General features: G+C 63.1%; 19 protein-coding genes and 1 tRNA gene. 10 read left to right on the top strand and 10 right to left on the bottom strand.

All coding sequences use genetic code 11. The features are described from left to right. The first annotated feature begins 156 nt into the window (after positions 1–156). The 3 genes from EWF95_RS00415 to idsA3 all read left to right on the top strand — a co-directional run bounded on the left by EWF95_RS00415 (position 157) and on the right by idsA3 (position 2,762). Complete coding sequence (locus tag EWF95_RS00415) at positions 157–1,236, top strand: phytoene/squalene synthase family protein (protein WP_142442019.1); 1,080 nt, start codon at positions 157–159, stop codon at positions 1,234–1,236. 48 nt (positions 1,237–1,284) lie between these two features. Beyond that, entirely contained in the window at positions 1,285–1,470 is a 186-nt protein-coding gene (locus EWF95_RS00410; protein ID WP_142442018.1) for a DUF1918 domain-containing protein, read from the top strand. 245 nt (positions 1,471–1,715) lie between these two features. Beyond that, the gene (gene idsA3 / locus EWF95_RS00405; RefSeq protein WP_142442017.1) at positions 1,716–2,762 is read left to right on the top strand and encodes a geranylfarnesyl diphosphate synthase; all 1,047 of its coding nucleotides are present in this window, start codon (positions 1,716–1,718) and stop codon (positions 2,760–2,762) included. Between the two features lie 139 nt (positions 2,763–2,901). Here idsA3 and EWF95_RS00400 read toward each other — a convergent pair whose 3' ends face one another. Continuing rightward, entirely contained in the window at positions 2,902–4,266 is a 1,365-nt protein-coding gene (locus EWF95_RS00400) for a hypothetical protein (protein ID WP_142442016.1), read from the bottom strand. Further along, on the bottom strand, positions 4,263–5,423 hold the full coding sequence (priS, locus tag EWF95_RS00395; RefSeq protein ID WP_142442015.1) for a DNA primase small subunit PriS: 1,161 nt from the start codon (positions 5,421–5,423) through the stop codon (positions 4,263–4,265). Before priS ends, EWF95_RS00400 begins: the two co-directional genes overlap by 4 nt. A 162-nt stretch (positions 5,424–5,585) precedes the next feature. On the opposite strand from priS, the gene EWF95_RS00390 reads away from it, so the two are divergent. The 4 genes from EWF95_RS00390 to EWF95_RS00375 all read left to right on the top strand — a co-directional run bounded on the left by EWF95_RS00390 (position 5,586) and on the right by EWF95_RS00375 (position 9,185). After that, on the top strand, positions 5,586–8,090 hold the full coding sequence (locus EWF95_RS00390) for an efflux RND transporter permease subunit (RefSeq protein ID WP_142442014.1): 2,505 nt from the start codon (positions 5,586–5,588) through the stop codon (positions 8,088–8,090). 49 nt (positions 8,091–8,139) lie between these two features. Further along, complete coding sequence (locus EWF95_RS00385; protein WP_142442013.1) at positions 8,140–8,454, top strand: DUF5785 family protein; 315 nt, start codon at positions 8,140–8,142, stop codon at positions 8,452–8,454. Between the two features lie 148 nt (positions 8,455–8,602). After that, positions 8,603–9,100, top strand: a complete 498-nt coding sequence (locus EWF95_RS00380; RefSeq protein ID WP_142442012.1) for a GNAT family N-acetyltransferase — start codon at positions 8,603–8,605, stop codon at positions 9,098–9,100. Positions 9,101–9,111: 11 nt separating this feature from the next. Continuing rightward, a tRNA-Thr gene (locus EWF95_RS00375) sits at positions 9,112–9,185 on the top strand. An 87-nt stretch (positions 9,186–9,272) separates the two neighbouring features. Here EWF95_RS00375 and EWF95_RS00370 read toward each other — a convergent pair. Then, positions 9,273–9,680, bottom strand: coding sequence for a hypothetical protein (locus EWF95_RS00370; protein ID WP_142442011.1), 408 nt, complete (start codon positions 9,678–9,680; stop codon positions 9,273–9,275). Positions 9,681–9,886: 206 nt separating this feature from the next. Between EWF95_RS00370 and EWF95_RS00365 the strand changes: the two genes are divergently transcribed. Both EWF95_RS00365 and EWF95_RS00360 read left to right on the top strand, forming a co-directional pair. After that, positions 9,887–10,297 (top strand): hypothetical protein, encoded by a 411-nt coding sequence (locus EWF95_RS00365; RefSeq protein WP_142442010.1) that lies wholly within the window; start codon positions 9,887–9,889, stop codon positions 10,295–10,297. Between the two features lie 72 nt (positions 10,298–10,369). Further along, positions 10,370–11,353 carry a hypothetical protein gene (locus EWF95_RS00360; RefSeq protein WP_142442009.1) on the top strand — a complete coding sequence of 328 codons (984 nt, stop codon included), beginning with the start codon at positions 10,370–10,372 and terminating at the stop codon, positions 11,351–11,353. Positions 11,354–11,395: 42 nt separating this feature from the next. Here EWF95_RS00360 and EWF95_RS00355 read toward each other — a convergent pair whose 3' ends face one another. From EWF95_RS00355 to EWF95_RS13365, 5 genes are all read right to left on the bottom strand, one after another. Then, positions 11,396–12,460 (bottom strand): DUF7544 domain-containing protein, encoded by a 1,065-nt coding sequence (locus EWF95_RS00355; RefSeq protein WP_142442008.1) that lies wholly within the window; start codon positions 12,458–12,460, stop codon positions 11,396–11,398. A gap of 266 nt (positions 12,461–12,726) precedes the next feature. Continuing rightward, positions 12,727–13,359 (bottom strand): ArsR/SmtB family transcription factor, encoded by a 633-nt coding sequence (locus tag EWF95_RS00350; protein ID WP_142442007.1) that lies wholly within the window; start codon positions 13,357–13,359, stop codon positions 12,727–12,729. A gap of 73 nt (positions 13,360–13,432) precedes the next feature. Continuing rightward, a complete protein-coding gene (locus EWF95_RS00345) occupies positions 13,433–13,720 on the bottom strand; it encodes an amphi-Trp domain-containing protein (RefSeq protein WP_142442006.1) in 288 nt (95 codons plus the stop codon). A 40-nt stretch (positions 13,721–13,760) separates the two neighbouring features. Next, positions 13,761–14,624 (bottom strand): CheF family chemotaxis protein, encoded by an 864-nt coding sequence (locus EWF95_RS00340; RefSeq protein ID WP_142442005.1) that lies wholly within the window; start codon positions 14,622–14,624, stop codon positions 13,761–13,763. Between the two features lie 152 nt (positions 14,625–14,776). Beyond that, on the bottom strand, positions 14,777–14,941 hold the full coding sequence (locus EWF95_RS13365) for a DUF7838 family putative zinc beta-ribbon protein (RefSeq protein ID WP_185911650.1): 165 nt from the start codon (positions 14,939–14,941) through the stop codon (positions 14,777–14,779). A 155-nt stretch (positions 14,942–15,096) separates the two neighbouring features. On the opposite strand from EWF95_RS13365, the gene EWF95_RS00335 reads away from it, so the two are divergent. Next, complete coding sequence (locus tag EWF95_RS00335; RefSeq protein ID WP_142442004.1) at positions 15,097–16,143, top strand: glycosyltransferase family 4 protein; 1,047 nt, start codon at positions 15,097–15,099, stop codon at positions 16,141–16,143. Positions 16,144–16,169: 26 nt separating this feature from the next. On the opposite strand, the gene EWF95_RS00330 is transcribed toward EWF95_RS00335, so the two are convergent. Beyond that, positions 16,170–16,538 (bottom strand): UPF0175 family protein, encoded by a 369-nt coding sequence (locus tag EWF95_RS00330; protein ID WP_142442003.1) that lies wholly within the window; start codon positions 16,536–16,538, stop codon positions 16,170–16,172. Between the two features lie 116 nt (positions 16,539–16,654). After that, entirely contained in the window at positions 16,655–17,038 is a 384-nt protein-coding gene (locus tag EWF95_RS00325) for a DUF7510 family protein (protein WP_142442002.1), read from the bottom strand. Positions 17,039–17,076 lie beyond the last annotated feature (38 nt).

Genomic DNA, 17,076 nt, shown 5'->3' with positions numbered 1-17,076 from the left:
AGAACCAACCCCTGATAGATCGAGGAACCAATCTCTGGTAGATCGGAAGCGTCCCACAGGCGTTCGTGTCCGTGTTCGTTCAGTTCAGTAGCTAGTTCGCGCGAGGCCAACCCCAAGAGACTTTTTATGCCCCGTACCGTACAGATGAATACTTGAATGACGGATCACGAATCCCGTCCCCCCGGCGTCGATCCCGAAGCCGACCTCGCGTGGTGTCACGATGCGGTACAGGGTGTCTCCCGGACGTTCGCGCTGACGATCGACGCGCTCGACGAGCCCATGTCGACGCATATCTGCCTGGGCTACCTCCTCTGTCGGGTCGCCGATACGATCGAGGATGCCAACCACATCCCGCCTGACCCCCAGGCCGAGCTACTTCGCACCTACGATGCGGCGATCGATCCCGACGCCGACACCGACATCGAGGAATTCCGTGCGGCTGTCGAGGAGCGGCTACCGCCCCGCGAGGAGCAGTCGGATGACTGGGTCGTCGTCGACGAAGCACCCCGTATCGCCGCAGCCTTCGACGAACTTCCCGATGATGTCCAGGATGCGATCGTCCCGCCGGTTCGGGAGCTGATCGACGGGATGGCGATGTTCGTCGAGCGACACGCCGACAGCGGTGGGCTCCGTATCGACGACGCCGAGGAGCTAGAGGAGTACTGCTACTACGCCGCCGGCACCGTCGGGACGCTCATTACGAACCTGCTGACCCGCGGCGATATCGCCGCTGATCGCCGCCAACGGCTCTACGATACGGCCGTCGAGTTTGGCCTCCTGCTGCAGTTGGTCAACATCTCGAAGGATGTCTATGACGATTACACCGAGGAGAACAACGTCTACCTCCCCGCGGAGTGGCTCGCCGAGGAGGGTGTCACACAGGACGATGTCGTCGACCCCGACAACCGGGCGGCGGCGGCCTCGGTCGTCAGCCGGACAGTGGGTCACGCTCGGTCGTTCCTTGATGACGCCGAACGCTATCTTCAGGCGATGCCGCTGCGACACGGCAACACGATGGCGGCGTGGGGTGTGCCGTTCCTGCTTGCGGTCGGCACCCTGCGTGAGCTTCGGAACCGCCCGGAGGACGCGCTCACCGACCGCGGCGTCAAGATCTCCCGCCAGGAGGTCGGCGCGGTGATGTCCGCGATGCACGGGGAAGGCGGGGACTCCCTGCGCGAGCTCCGCGAGCTGATCGCCGCCCAACCCTACCACCGCGCGACTGCTGACGCCGACTGACAGACACGAATCCACGCGCTTTTGTTGGTGCTCGCGGAACCGCCAGGCATGAGCTTCGAGAAAGACGACACCGTGGTACTACACGACAAACACAGCGACTACGACGGCGAGACAGGGACGATCACCCAAGTCGTCGACAACATGTTTGGCGACGCAACCTACACGATCAGCTTCGAGGACGGCCAGGAGACGGGCGTTCCCGAGGACGACCTCGAAGCTGTCGACGAGGCGTAGTCGGAACTCGATGGCGTCGCGCTGAACCCGCCCAACCCATGTGGTTTTTATCACCACACGTGTAACGCTCGGCTACCAACGACCCGCGGCCGCTGTGGCCGGTCGGCGACGACGATATCGGCGGCAACGATATCGGCGGCCGCGGGGTCGACAACGAAGGTTGCTACCTATGGAACGTGCTATCGTACCCATCGGCGGATATGTGGGGGTTGACGGATGAGCCGTTGGCTCGGAGTGATGAGTATATGACGGCCGATACGACCGAATCACGGGTGTTGGCGGCCATCGACCAGCGTCGCAGCCGGATCAACGACGCCATCGACGAGGAACTCCCGCTGAAAAAGCCCGAACGCCTGTATGAGGCCTCCCGATACCTCCTGAAGGCCGGCGGCAAGCGGCTCCGGCCGACGGTGACGCTGCTGGTCGGCGAGGCATTGGCTGACGTTGAACCCGCAAGCCGGGACTACCGAGCGTTCCCGACGCTCTCTGGTGCTGAGATCGACCTGCTGCGGGCGGCAGTCTCCCTGGAGGTCATCCAGTCGTTTACCCTCATTCACGACGATATCATGGACGACGATGACCTCCGGCGGGGTGTCCCCGCGGTTCACAACGAGTACGACACCTCGACGGCGATCCTCGCCGGCGACACGCTCTATTCGTCGGCCTTTGAGATCATGGCCGAGACAGGCGGCGAGCCGGCCAACGCGCTGGCGGCGATGCGGCGGCTCTCCTCGACGTGTACCAAGATCTGTGAGGGCCAGGCGCTCGATATCGCCTTCGAAAGCCGGGATGACCTGCTGCCCGACGAATATCTGGAGATGGTTGAGCTCAAAACGGCCGTCCTCTACGGCGCGTCGGCGGCCATCCCCGCCGAACTCCTCGGGGCCGACGAGGAGGTCGTCGAGGCGATGTATCAGTACGGCATCGAAACGGGCCAGGCTTTCCAGATCCAAGACGACGTGTTGGATCTCACTGTCCCGAGCGAGGAGCTCGGCAAACAGCGTGGCTCCGATCTCGTCGAGAACAAGGAGACGCTGATCACGCTTCATGCCCGCCAGCAGGGTGTCGATGTCGACGGGCTGCTCGACACCGACAGTGTCGAGGCGGTCACGGAAGCTGAGATCGACGACGCTGTCGCCAAGCTCGAAGCCGTCGGGAGCATCGAACACGCCCGCGAGACGGCCGAGCAGCTGACCGAACGGGGGAAGGATCGCCTGTCGGTGTTGCCCGATAACGAGGCCCGCGGGCTGCTGGAAGATATCGCCGACTACCTGATCGACCGCGGCTACTGAGTTTTTTGTTGTTACCCGACCGTTAGGATCGGTGACGCCGCCAGCGATCGAAGCAACGCCCAAATCTACCGATAGATCGTCGTCGGCAGCAAGTAGTCACTCTCCTGTCGATCGGCGTGATCGTAGACCCCGTGAGCCGTTACTCGATCTTTGTCGCGGCGTCCTGCTGGAGAAGCACCTCGGCGTTGGTGGTCGGCAGCGTCACGATATCCTCCGGCTGAAGCGTGTACTCGCGTTCATCGACCGCGAAGATCGTCCCGACATCGTCCGTGATCCGAACCATCGTCCGCGGCGTTGAATCGGGGGAAGCGGCGGGGTCGGCGGTGGAGTCGGTCTCGGCGGTGGAGCGACCCTTCGATTCGGCCACCTGCTCGGTCGGCGGTTCGTTAGCCGTCGATCCGGCGGCCGGCTCCGGATCGGCGGTCGCGGCTGTGGTCGCCGTTTCCGTCGTCGGTGAGTTGCTCGGAGTCGACTGAGTCGATGCCGATTCTGTCGGAGCTGCCTCGGTCGCCGGTGATTCTGTCGTCGGTGATTCGGTTACACCCGGGTCGGTCGCAGACGACTCGGTGTCCGGCGTCGTCGCCGCTGTGTCGGTCGTCATCTCCGATCCGGCCGGTGTCGTCGACTCGGTTGTCGACCCCGCTTGCGGTGGCTCCGAGTGCGACGTTCCCGATTCAGGCCCGGTTGGCGACGCCGGAGATTGATTGGGCTCCGGCGTCTCGCTCGGTTCTGATGACCGTACCGTGCTCCCGCCGTCGGGCGTTGGGACGCCGTCGTCGCCGTCAGTGTCGGTGCCGTCGAACGCCGCATCTGTTCCGTCGAGTCCCGCGTTGGTTCCGTCGGCGGGATCGGTTTCACCGGCGGCCCGTTCAGCCGACGGCTGGTCGGTCGACGGTGACTCGGTGGGGCTTGTTGCTCCCATCGCATTAGCCAACACATCGTCGGCCTCGGTTTCGGCGGTCGCCTCCGGTGGCGTTGGCGATCCCGCGTCGTGGGCGTTCGCGCCGCCGATGGTGGTCGGCTCGTCGTCGGCTGTCTGCTCGGGGGCGGCTGTCGCTGGCGACGACGCATTCGTGTCGGTTGCGGTCGACGACGATGTTCCACTTGTGGCGTCGCCCTCGCCGGCCAGCACATCGAGAACAGAGGCCTTGTTCTGTTTGATTCGGGCGACGAGATCATCGAACAGCTCCTGTTCCTCGATCGTCATCCCCTCCTCGCTGGCGGACATATCCGCGGCAGCGAAGGAAGCGAGCTTGACGACCTTGCCGACGCGTCGCTCATAGAGGGCTTCGGCGACCTCCTCGGCGGTGTCCAGTTCATCCGAGAGCCGCCGCACCTCGTCGTCGCTGAATGGGTTGTCGACCCGTTCGGCCCGACGGTCGCGCTCGGCGCGCAGATCCGTGATGTAGCTCGCAACATCCTGATAAAATGATTCGCGCAGCTGCTGGAGGCTGTCTTTCTGGCGTTCTTTGGACTGTACGGAGCGGAGCTCGTCGAGATTCATGCTGGGGCTTTGGCTGCGTCGCCGCGCGTCATCAGGAAGACGCCGACGTGTTCCGGTACCGAATGCACACCGGCATCTAACTTAATCGTGTCGCCGCCGAGATCGATCTCTTGGGCAGTCTCGACCTCGATGGAAATCTGTTGGCTGGTGAACCGCTCGGGTACCGCATCGACCAGCGGCTCGAAATCGTCGAGCCCCTCACGGTCGAGCGGTGTAACGACCAGCCCGCTGCCGCCGTGCAGCGATCCCGGCAGCCGGATCAACCGATGGGTGTCGGTCGTCACCGGCTCGTCGATCGGCGCGGCGTGCTCCTCGACGACGCGGTCGGCCAGGGCATCGGCCAACAGCCGAATTCCCGGCCCGCCGGCCTCCATGTTGCCGCGTTCGATCGCCTCCGGGTTGGCTTCCAGCGCGCCGAGGATCGTTTCCGCCCGACCCTCGCCGATCCCTTCGAAGACGGTGAGCCGGTCGAGCGCGTCGGCCTCCGGGAGCTCCCGCAGCTCCGCGGTCATCGTCCGCAGCGCGTCGTGGACGCGCCGCCCCCAGCCGCCCTCGGTTCGGAGCAACCGCTGTGTCGCGCCCCCCGCCGAGGCGACTCGGATGAGGCCGTCGGTGTCGAGCCCGCGGCCGCGAACGTAGTCGACGATCTCGCCGCGGGCGTCGCTGTCCAGCGACTGGATCGAGTCGGTACGGACGTGGACGTGGTAGCCACGGCCACCCGAGAAAATGATTTTCAGGTCGGTGAACCCGAAATCGGCTTCGAGAAAGGAGAGCAGCCGACGAAGAGCGTCCTTGCAGGCCGCAAGCATCGCCTTGTAGCTTGTTTCGGCCGGATCAACGCCGGGCAGGTGGTCGGCGTCGAGATCGAAGATGAGATCCGCCCCGCGCCACCCTTTTGCGCCCATCGTGCTCGCACCCGGATCGTCGTAGCGGGCCGCCGAAAAGTAGACGTGTCGCGGCGCGGTGCGGGTGAGAAACCCGTCGATATCACCAAGATCAAGCTGTGATTGGTGGCGAACCATCGTCGTTCCCGACCCCGGTGTCCACGGGATATGCCCCCACTCGCGTTCGTTGGCCGCCGGCGGCAGCGGGATCTCCGCCGCCCGGTAGTAGTCGGCAAACCGGCCGCGGAGATACTCCCGTGTGCGTTCATCCATCGCTGCTCGCCGGTAGTTGGGGCCGCCCCATAGACGTTGTCGTTTCCGGGCTGTTTCACGGGCGGAAACAGGGCCGAGCAGTTATGTGTCGTCTAAGGGTAGGAGGGTGCAAGAAGACATGCTTATCCGGGTGCCGCCGGAATGAACAGTAAACAGATTTAGATGGAGTACCAGTGGCTGATCGATCGGGTTGATTCGATCATCGTCAACCGATCAAAGACCGTTATCCTCGCCTTCCTGCTGGTGACGGTGTTGATGATGGGTGGTCTCGGCTCGATCACAACCGAGAGCGGCCAAGAGCAGTTCATCGAGGATCTGCCCTCCTTTCAGGCCGTTGAGGATATCGGCGAGGACTTCAGTCCAACCTTTAGCGACGTAACAACGAGTACGACGCTTGTCCAGGAATCGGGCAACGTTCTCTCGAAGGGTGCGTTGACCGACATGCTGGAGACACGCGAGCGGATACTCGACACGAACGAGTTGCGCGCCGAGTCGGTCTCGACGCCGGCGGTCACGGTCGCCACGACGCTGAACCCGAATGCGACGACACCCGAGGCTCACCTGCGGGCGGTCGAACGCGCCTCACCCACCCAGATCGACGCGGCGGTTCGGGAGGCTGCGGCCGACAACACCGGCTTTACCTCCAGCTTGAGCGACGACTTCAACCGCGGGTCGGCGTCGGCCACCTCAAGCCGCGGCAGCGTCTCACACATCGCGGGGCCGGGGGCCGGTGGCGGCGGCGGTGGCGGTGCCGCTGGCGGCTCGGAGTTCCCGTCGAACCGCGTCGACCGCACGGAGCGTGTTGTCACCGACGACGCCTCCAACATCTGGGTGCAGGGAACGGCACCGAACACGACCGGGACGACCACCAGCGTCGTGCTGCCGGCCGCGCTGCTGCTTATCATCGTCTTCCTCGCGGTCGCCTACCGTGATCCCGTCGACATCGGGATCGGGTTGTTGGCGATCATTATGACCCTGTTGTGGACGTTCGGCTTTATCGGCTATGCCGGCATCCCCTTCGCCGTCCTGTTGATCGCGGTGCCGCCGATCCTCATCGCTATCGGGATCGACTTCGGGATTCACTCGATCAATCGGTATCGTGAGGAACGGGTGACGGGCCTCGGCATCTCCGAATCGATGATGCGGACAACCGACCAGATGTCTGTCGCCTTTGCCATTGTCGTCGGCACCTCCGCGATCGGCTTTCTCTCAAACGTCGTCAGCGCGTTCCCGCCGACGCGTGATTTCGGCCTCGTCGCCGCCGTCGGCATCATCTTCACCTTTCTGATCTTCGGCGTCTTCGTCCCCGCGCTGAAGGTAACCGTCGACCGCGCCCGCGAGAACTATCCGATCCCAACCTTTGCCGACACGCCGCTTGGCTCCGAGCGGTCGCTGCTGGGCCGGCTGCTGTCTGTCGGCGTCACCGTCTCGAAACGCGCCCCGCTCGTCTTCCTGCTGTTGATTCTCGTCGCCACCGCCGGCGGCGGCGTGTATGCAACCGGCGTCGACACCGGCTTTAGCCCCGAGGACTTCCAGCCCGCCGAGGAGACGCCGGAGTATCTCCAGTATCTCCCCGAATCGATCCGGCCGCCCGAATCCTTCGAGTTCGTCCGCATCAACAACTATCTCGACCGAAACTACCAGCAGGACGCCCAGGTGTTGATGTACGTCGAAGGGTCGATGACGCAGGATTCCGCGCTCGAACAGTTGCATCGCGCGGGTCGGTCGCCACCCGAGACGTTCCGCAGTGACCGCCGCCAAGCCGAAACCCAGAGCATCGTCACGCTGATCGAGTCCCGCGCCGAGCGCGACCCCGAGTTCCGCGAACTCGTCAACCGCAACGACCGCAACGACAACGGGATCCCCGACGACAACCTCCCGCAGATCTACGAGGCACTCGAAGAGCCCGCCGATAGCGATCTCAGCGGCTTCCTCGGCGAGGATCGTCGGAGCGCGCAGGTGATCTTCACCGTCGACGGCGACGCCGAAGACGACGTTGTGACCGCCGACGCCTACGACGTTGCCGGCGACTTCCGATTTAGTGCTCAGCCGACCGGTAGTGTCGTCATCTTTGATGAGGCACTCTCCTTGGTGCTTGAATCGGTGATCCAGAGCCTGATCCTCACGCTGCTCGGTGCCTCGGCGTTCCTCCTGTTTGCCTACTGGCTGATCGAGGGTCGACCCTCCCTGGGGCTAGTGAATATCATCCCCATCGTTGTCACCGTCGTCGCGCTGGTCGCGTCGATGCGGGCGGTCGGGCTAGCGTTCAACGCGATCAACGGGACGATCCTGGCGATCGCCGTCGGTATCGGCATCGACTACGCGGTACACGTCGTCCACCGCTTCGCCGACGAGTACCACGACCGCGAGCTGTTCCCGGCACTCCAGCGCACCGTCGTCGGCACCGGCGGCGCGCTGACCGGCAGCATGCTGACAACCGTCTTCGGGATCGGCGTGTTGGTGCTCGCGCTCAACCCCGCACTGGGCGCGTTCGGGGTTCTGATGTCGTTGAGCGTGCTGTACGCGTTCTTGGCGTCGATTCTCGTGTTGCCGTCGACGATCGTTGTCTGGGCGCGGCTCACCGGCGATGAGAGCGCGACCCTGCCGGTCATCGACGCGATCAGCGCGCTCGTCGGGAGCGGTCGAACGCCGCCGTCGACCGAGTAATCCGACCGGCGAGCGTAAGACTAACCTCCCCTGCTTGCCATCTCCGAATATGGACTGGCCACATGATCCCGACGGCGAGCAGGGCAGCGAGGGCCGCCGCCAGTACGGACACGCGGTTATCGCCAAGAAGGTCGACGAAGAGGAGGATTTCCCGCTGGATGTGTCGGCGTTCATTGAGGAGTACGGCGACGACCCGATCCGGATCGACCACGAGACGGTCGTCCCGTTGCGGGAGATCTTCGAACACGTCGAGGCAAGCGAGTTCGAGGATATCGTCTCGATGCACCAGGGCGTCGGCCGGGCGATGCGCGACAACGACCTCTGGTTTTACGAAGGGGCCGACCAGTTCACCCGGACGCGGTAGACCACTGGGTTCCCGCTACGCCGCCGGCCGCGAATTGTGCTTACATGAACGATAACATCCTGATCGGCGCGCTGTTGGCAGTCCCTCCCACCCAACCGCCGTGGTCAACACGCTTGCTGTTGGTCAGCCGACTCAGGGGGAACGAACCATGAGCACCGACGAGCGGATCGTCATCGAGCCGGCGACGATCGATGACGTGGAGGCTGTCGCCGACTGTTGGGTTGCCTTGGCGGCCGAGCAACGCCAGCATGGCTCGCGGTTGGCGGCCGACGCCAACCGCACTGTGGCAACCGAAACGATCGCTCACCATGTGGTTACCGACGGTCTTCTCGTGGCACGGGATGAGGCGATCCAGGGGTTTGTGATGTTCCACCCCGATGACGGGGCCTACACCCAAACAGAGTCGACGGGAACGATCACCCATCTCTACGTGCGACCGGCAGCCAGAGACGAGGGGATCGGCAGCCGCCTGCTGGCAGCGGCTGAGTCCGAACTGGCGGCAGCAGGCGTTTCGACGGTCGCAATCGAGGTGTTGGCCGACAACGCGGCTGCCAAGCGGTTGTACGATCGCCGCGGCTACGACCCCCATCGGATCGAGCTCCGCAAACGACTCGAAAACGATAGACACTCAAAGGATGACGGCTAACAATCACCTGCGCTAGGAGAGCATGGGCGGTTCATGCACTCGACTTGTAATCGAGACTTCCGGGGTTCAAATCCCTGTCCTAGCTCTGTTCTGATCGGTTTTGAGCCGCAAGCTGGAGCGTTCGTGTTCAACGAAAAAGTCGGTAGTTTACGGATCTCGTCGATCGGTCGGCTTAGCTACCGTCTGCTGTTTCGTTTCCGCTTGACTCGTTGGTCATCGTCTCATCCCCACTCGACTCGTTGGTCATCGTCTCGTTCCCGCTTGACTCGTTGGTCATCGTCTCGTTCCCGCTTGACTCGTTGGTCATCGTCTCGTTCCCGCTTGACTCGTTGGTCATCGTCTCATCCCCACTCGACTCGTTCATACTCGTCTCGTTTTCCGACATGCTCTGATCAGCCGACTCGTTGGTCATCGAGTCGTCCATACTCGACTCGTTTTCGGCTGCTCCATCGTCGCTCGACTCCTCGTCGGTCGACTCATCCTCACCGCTGTCTTCGGTTCCTGTACAGCCAGCTAAGGCAGCAACGCTTGTGATTCCTGCCGCTTTCAGCACACGCCGTCGTGTCTGCTTCGTTGGCATACATAGTCATAACAAAACTACTGATATATAACCTGTTTGCATTCCTCCATAATCATGGAGCCTGCGCCGCCCCTCGTTGTACAGTGGCCACCGTTCTCGTCGGCGTCTCTGTCTCTCGAACTGGTCTGTCGGCTGACACCGAGGTACGTTCGACGACAGGAAACCGATATGTTTGAGCCCGTCGTCCACTAGCATCAATCACGGTGATGGTCGACACAACGCCAACCTGTCCGGCGGGCTGGAGCGTCAGCACCGCGCTCTCGACACACATCAGCCTCTGGTACCGCGATGATGGTCGGTCACTTCTCGTGCGGTCGACCGAGCCAGCAACGATGTCTGTCGACCCCGGTGCTGTCGACACCTGGACAGTCAAGGGGCTTGCCGGCTACGGCCCGGCGTATCCGATCTTCGCCGAGGAGGTCACCCGCGCGGAGGCGATCACCACCGCCGAGATGGTGATGGAAACGATCACACGCGGCGACACCCCATCGCCGGTTCGGCACAGCAACCAGCCGGAGCCGGCCGAGGCGTCGACATCCGATCCCGGAGCTGAACCCACCGACAACCCGGATCAGGCATCTCTTTCGACGTTCGGTGTCGACGCCGACGATGAGTGAGTGACAGACACCGTGTTTCACGGGGAGAAACACGGCCGTAGACCTATACCGACGGCGACGCCTCACCCGCTTATGCCCTCGCTCTCCAGACGCAAGCTACTGGCCGGCTGTGCGGCCGGACTGACCGCCGGACTGGCCGGCTGTGTCGATCCCGACGCCGCGATGTTCGTCGAGCCGGTACCCTCCGCGACCGATATCGCAACCAAGGCAACAACCGCACCGGACAGCCGCGATACCGAGACGACCGAACTGGTCGCCGAGACCGTTTCCGGTGGCACGAACCGCACCAGCCCGAACGGCCGCGGGAACCCGCCGTATCAGCCCGATCGGCCCGTTCGGTACAACAGCTCGGTCTACAATATCGAGTGGCAGGAAACCGACCAGCAGCGCGATCGCACCGAGTATCTTATCTCGGTGACGATCTACGGAGCCGACGCCGACCGCGAGCCCGAGATCGCTTTCGAAGACCTCCCTGCTATCGATCAGGAGATGCTCCACTTTCTTCCGCGGCTGATCAGCCATATTCAGGAGGCAAACGAGTCCGAGGGCGTCGACGCATCGTTTCCGGAATCGTCCGAGCGACAGGCGTGGTATCCGCCGGCCGACCGCGAGGCGTCGGTGCTCGTCCCTGAGCCCGACTACGAGACGATCGGTGTCGACGGCCATCCGGTGACGGTGGCGGTCGAACCGACGACCGTCTCGCTCGACGTGTTTGCCTATACGGCGACCGAGCGTGCGGCTTCCCTGGAGGCGTTCGGGCGAGATATCCGCACAAACCATCGGTTCGAACTGACCGGGCTCAGCGACGCCGAACGCGACTTTTTCGAGATGGTGATCGATGACGGCTCCTTCTATAAGGGTAGCTTCGACGACGTTGACGAGGGGATCTTCGAGGGTGTCGCCGACCGGTTTGTCAGCCAGCCGGCGTTGTTCATGCCGTATGAGTCGGAAGGCGAGTGGCTCACCCGCTACAATGGCACCGACTACTGGGTGCGGATCGACTTCGTTCGGATGTCCGAGTACGCCGATCAGCTTCGTTCCGTCGAAGAGCTGTAGGCCGAGGCGATCTATCGATGCGTCGATCTCCGCTCCGCAGAGCTACTGGTTGCTGGGTGTGTCATCCTCATCGGTGTCGGTATTGTCATCGTGTTCGGAGTTCTCAGTAGTGTCGTTTGTATCGGTATCCTCGCTGTCGGTTCCAGCGGGTGTGTCGGGGGCAGTCTCGTCGGCCGCATCGCTCCCGCCGGTAAGCTCGTCGTTGATCATCGCCAACGCGGGCTCGGCGTCGCCAAGCAGCAACAGCGCGTAGTATCGCAGATAGCTTCGGACGGGGGCTCGGAGCACAGCAACGGCATACCGGTAGCCAAGATAGGTTGCGACGAGTACCACCGCCACGAGCGGTTCGAGCGCGGGGGCGTTTTCGACGACCAAGACGCCACCGCCAACCAACAGCAAGCCGCCGACAAACCAGATAACGAAGCTGAGGATGAACAGCCCGATCCCAACCACCGTGCTGATCACGACGGCGACAAGCAGGAAGACGGCGACGGCGGCCCACCGACCGGCGATCGCACGGCCGAACCGCCGCCAGGACGACAGCGGGCCGCGATGCTCGTACTGCATGATCGGCACCACAAAGGCGTTGGTCAGCGTCCCAACAGTGAGCCAGCCGATGGCCGCGACGACCGCGGCCAGCCCGATGAGGAGGCTCTCAACATGGCTCGGCTCCATCGTCGGCGACGGTGGGAGCCCAACCGTTGCGGCGACCACCCCGGCGACGATCGCTATCGCACCGAGGGCGATGGCCGCCCGGAACGCCAGCAGCCATCCGGCGCGCCGAAGGTTCGCTTTGACGTACGATCGCACCGGCAGCCGCCCGGAGCGCAGCGAGGCGACAAAGACAAAATCGGCGACGGCGGCGATATAGCTGAGGACGCCGACGACCGCGAGCGCGATTGCTGCCGGCCCGGTGAGCCCCTGCCAGTCGATCGCCCCGGCCGACGGGTCGGGGCTGAGCACACCGAGGATGTTCATCCCGCTGCTGGCACCGATCGAAAACAGGAGGACGACGGCACCGAGCTTCAGCCAGCCGCCAACGCCGAGGGCGGCGAGATACCGCTTTGTGGTACCCCCGGCCGCCCGCAGTCGCTCAGTCGTCGCCATCGCTGGCCCCCAGCCATCCGCTGCTGTGGTCGGTCGCCGACCGTCGTCTCCGTCGGCTGATCGCGGTCAGTCGCTCTGCTGTCAGTCGATCTGCTTTCGTGTCGTCGCTGCTGGTGGCGACTCGCGTGTCGCACCCGACGTATCGTGGAGGGCGTCGTTGCACAGATGCACCTGTGCTCACAACCCCGATAAACCGCAGTGGAGGATTTCACAGCGCGAAGTCGCCTGTATATCACAGCGCGAAGCCGTCTTAATCGACGTGTCGCTCACGGGCGACGCAGCCACACGACGAGCGCGGCGACGACAAGGGCTCCAACAAAAAACACCAGCCCGGGCTCAAGCACCTCGATGACAAGCCACGCGAGGCTCGGATCGGCGGCCGCCTCGCCGGCTGCCTCCATCGCAGCATCCTCGGTTGCCGTCATCGTCGTGGCATCGCGGGCTTGGGGGCGGACAGCGAACTCGCGGGCGACGAGCCACTGCACGACGAGGCTCACCACACCCAGTATCGCCAGCCCGCCGACAACATTGTGCAGCGACTCTCTGATCGCCGGCAGCCGATCGTCGTCGCCGACGAAGACCAGCGGGTCGCTGGCGGGCGCGAACACGGTCATCTCGTTGCCCTTCCCGGAGTACACTGTGTCGATCGGCTCGACGAGGCCGGCGTCTTCGAGCGTTTCGAGATGGTATTGGACGTTTTGGATCGAGCTATCGACCGTCTCGGCGAGTTCGGAGGTTGTTTGCGCCTCCACGAACAGCGCGCGGTAGACCTGTCGGCGTGTGGCCGGCGACAACGCTGACAGCGTCTCCTCGGCAGCGTCATCGTCCATCCCCATGATCCGCGGCTGTGGGGTCGCCTCACCCGATCGCTGTTGGAGTCGCTCGATGAGATCCGCCATCCTCTCGTCGTTTGGGGTGGAACTATTTGCGTGCGTTCCAGGCTCAAATGGGGATTTTAGTGACTGTCTGGGGTTATTCGATCATCAACTCGCCGTTGCCGTCCTCACTGCCGCTGTCGTTTTCATCCCATTCGAGCTCAAACTCGATGCTCAACTCTTTTTTGCCACCGGTCGGCCCCTCCCGCTCGGCTTTGACCTCAAACGTTGGTCGCGCCGGTGGCTCCATCGTCACCGTTTCCGCGCCGGAACGAAGCGTGACCGCCTCGCCGGCGTCGAGTTTGTCGGCGACGTTGCGCAGGTATGTGGCGATCTCCGCACGGGTGTGTCGCTGCTCGGAACTGAATAACACGTCTTCTGGCATAGCTAACTGTTTGCTGGCTGTCCGCATAAACACACCGCCGTTACTGGTCGTCGATCGCGTCGCTGGCGATCGCCCGGCCACGGGAGTTGAGGGTGACCTCCCGTCGCTGCCGCACCTCATCGACGATATCCAGCTCGATGAACTTCTCGAAGGTTTCCTCAACGGTCTCGACCTCGTGGTCGATGAACTCAGGGATGCTGAACGGCGAGACCCCCGAGTAGAGCGCCATCAACACCTCTTCTTCTGAGGAATCGAGATCGACGTTCGTTTCACTGCGTCGCTCACCCTCTCTGAGGAACGCCTGGATGAAGATGCAGGTTTGGGAGGCACCCGTAAGATGGGTCTCGACGTTTGTCTCGCCCTCGGCGTGGGAGACCTCGATGACGGTTCGCTTGTCGTCGTTGACGGTTCGTTCTTCGGTGTCGATCCCGCTGATCTCATCGAGCTCCAACTCGACGAGCCCCCCGCCTTTCAGCGTCACCACCAACGACTCGGGCTCGACGGACAGTCTGGCCGTGTCCCAGCTGCTGTCCTGTACCACCCCGCCTTCGACAGCCGGATGTTTGGCCTTCACCACCGTCTCGCCGAGCATCGCCTCAAAAAAGTCGGTCTTGAACGCCTCGTGGTCGTTGGGTGCGACAACGATCACGTCGTCACCGACCTTGACGCTCAGATAGTTCGACAGCGCGGCCATCGACTGGGCGGCGTCATCCCGCCCAGATAGTCCCGTGATCTCTGACAGCCGGATCGTTCGCTTCCCGTCGTTGCCGACAAGGATGAGCCGTTTGTTCGACAGCAGGAGGCGTCCCGACTCCCAGGAGATGTCGTTGAGCTTGCGGCCGTCCTTAACGGCGATCGTAAACCGGCCTGTTGTATCGGCTATCTGATACTCGCCGTCAGCCATGGCCCGCGCTCACTCCCGGTATGCGTGACGCCCTGCCCATGTCGGTTTGTATGGACGGAAGCATCTTAGCCGTATCGCCCTCCCAAGCTGTCAATCCTACCGCAGGCTGTGAGTCCCCACCGCGCGGCCCGTGACACGAGCTGATCGAAGGTTCAGGCCGGCAGCGTCGTGATATCTCCGATCTTGGCGAACGCATAATCACACTCACCACACGCCCATTTTGTCTTCTCGCCGAGATGCAAGGTGGTGCTTGCCGTGCGGTAAAACGTCTGTTCGGTTCCACAGTGCGGACACTGATATGTGGCTTCGAGGCTCATATGTCCGTGTTTGTGCGTGTCTCCGTTAAGATATCGCTTCCGAGAGCGTCTGCCGTTCGGTGGTCGCTGTCTCGGAACGGGTCGGCGATCCCGCTGATTCGGCACAGATCGTCGGAGGGCCAACCCCTAAGTGGTGGTGGGTGGACTGCACTGATATGGCTCCGAGCGTACTTACCTTAGGGTGGGGGTTCCCACCGAACGTGACCGGCGGGCTCGACACCTATGTCGCTGAAGTGTTCCGTGCCTTCGAGCGAAAGGACATTGAGCAGCAACTGCTACTCCCCGCGGAGTACGCCCCCGACGACTACGACAACATCCACAGCGTCGACACCGGCGATGGCGACATCATCTCCCGGGTCGGCCGGATGGGCGACAAGTTCGTCGAACTCGCCGAGACGGTCGACATCGCCCACACAAACGACTGGTTCGGCTACGGGCCGGGGCTGCGGGCGAAACGCGAAACCGACGCCACATGGGTGTCGTCGTTTCACTCGCTGTCGACGGATCGCAACATCAATCCGCCGGAGCGGGAGGTCGAAACCGAACAGCGCGTCGCCGACCAATCCGACGTGTTGATCTCGGTCAGCGATATCGTCCGCCAGGACGTGCTTGAGCTCTACGGCGCGGACTCCCATGTCGTCCACAACGGGTTTACCTCCGTCGAGGCCAGCGGCGTCGACATCAAAGCCGACCTTGGGATCGACGGCCCGATGCTATTCTTCGTCGGCCGCCACACCGACCAGAAGGGGATCACCCACCTGCTGTACGCGATGCGAAAGCTCGGCGAGACCGATGCAACGCTCGTGCTTGGCGGGTCGGGCCACCAGACCGAACACCTCAAGATGTTCACCGAGCTGCTCGGCATCGACGACCGCGTGCAGTTTGCGGGTTACATCCCCGAGGAGGAGCTCGGCGACTACTACGAGGCTGCCGACGTGTTCATTTCTCCCTCGCGGGCCGAGCCATTCGGGCTGACGATCACCGAGGCACTGGCCGCCGGCTGTCAGGTCGTCGCTACGCCCAGCGGTGTCCGGGAGACGCTACCGGATGGCTGTCTGATCGAGGTGACGACCCACTCGGATTCGATCGCCGAAGGGATCAAGGAAGCACTGGCACGCGAGGGGCCACCGGAGTATGAGCCCCGAACGTGGGATGAGGTCGCCGACGATCTGCTTGCGGTCTACAACGACGGCCTAGCGTAGTCTACACCGATGCCCTAGCGTAGCCGTCATTTCGTAGGTGATTCCTCGTCGGCCGAGTCCTCATCACTGAATTCGAGCTCACTCGCCGCTTCCCCCTCGTACGCTGCGTCGTCTTCATCAACGAGTCCGAGACGGAGTTCAACGCCGTGCTCACGGAGGATATCACGCATCGTCCAGCGGTCGACAGCAGCGAGTCTTGCTGCATCACCGAGCGTGATCTGCTCGCGTTTGTAGAGGGCGACTGCAGCTGCGATACGCTCGTTTTCGTTGTCCTCAAAGTACTTCCGGACGAACTCGCGTAATGCATCGCTCTTGCCACCAAACACCCCTGCCTCAACAGCACCTTCGATCAGCAGGTCAAGATCGTCCGGATAGGAGCCGGTGATTCGTGCCATTGTGCTATCCCTGACTACGTCTTCATACTATTTATGAACTATGTCGAGTATCTATCTGCATTGCGAAGACCGGTCTCAACTCTCCCTGTGTTCGCTGCTGAAACGCCCGTGAGTCGCTAGGCCTCGGCTTCAGCCCGACGGACGACGGTGATCTCGGTCGCCGGCTCGGGATGGGTTATCTTGAACCCGGTTCGGGTTTCAGTCACGCCGCGCGTGCTTGTCCCGTCGTCGTCTTCGCTCGGCTGATACGGGCTGTCGGCGTCGGCCGGCTGGTAGGGGCTGTCGGCTTCATAGGGGCTGTCGCTGGGCTGGTAGGGGCTGTCGGGGTCGCCGGCCGGTTTGTCGTCCATGTCCTCCGGTGGGAAGTAGATCCGCTCGCCGCCTGCGGACTGGACGATGAACGCGACCTCGCTCTCCCCGGTCACGTCGATGATCGTCTGGCCGTCCTCGATGCGGGTCTCATACTCGACGGTCGGCAGCTCGGCTGCGGCTTCACTCATACCCGCCAGTGGTTGGGGCAGCCACTTAGCAGTTCCCC

Source organism: Halonotius roseus, assembly GCF_006861655.1.
Taxonomy (GTDB): domain Archaea; phylum Halobacteriota; class Halobacteria; order Halobacteriales; family Haloferacaceae; genus Halonotius; species Halonotius roseus.
This window is presented reverse-complemented; position numbering and strand designations above follow the sequence as displayed.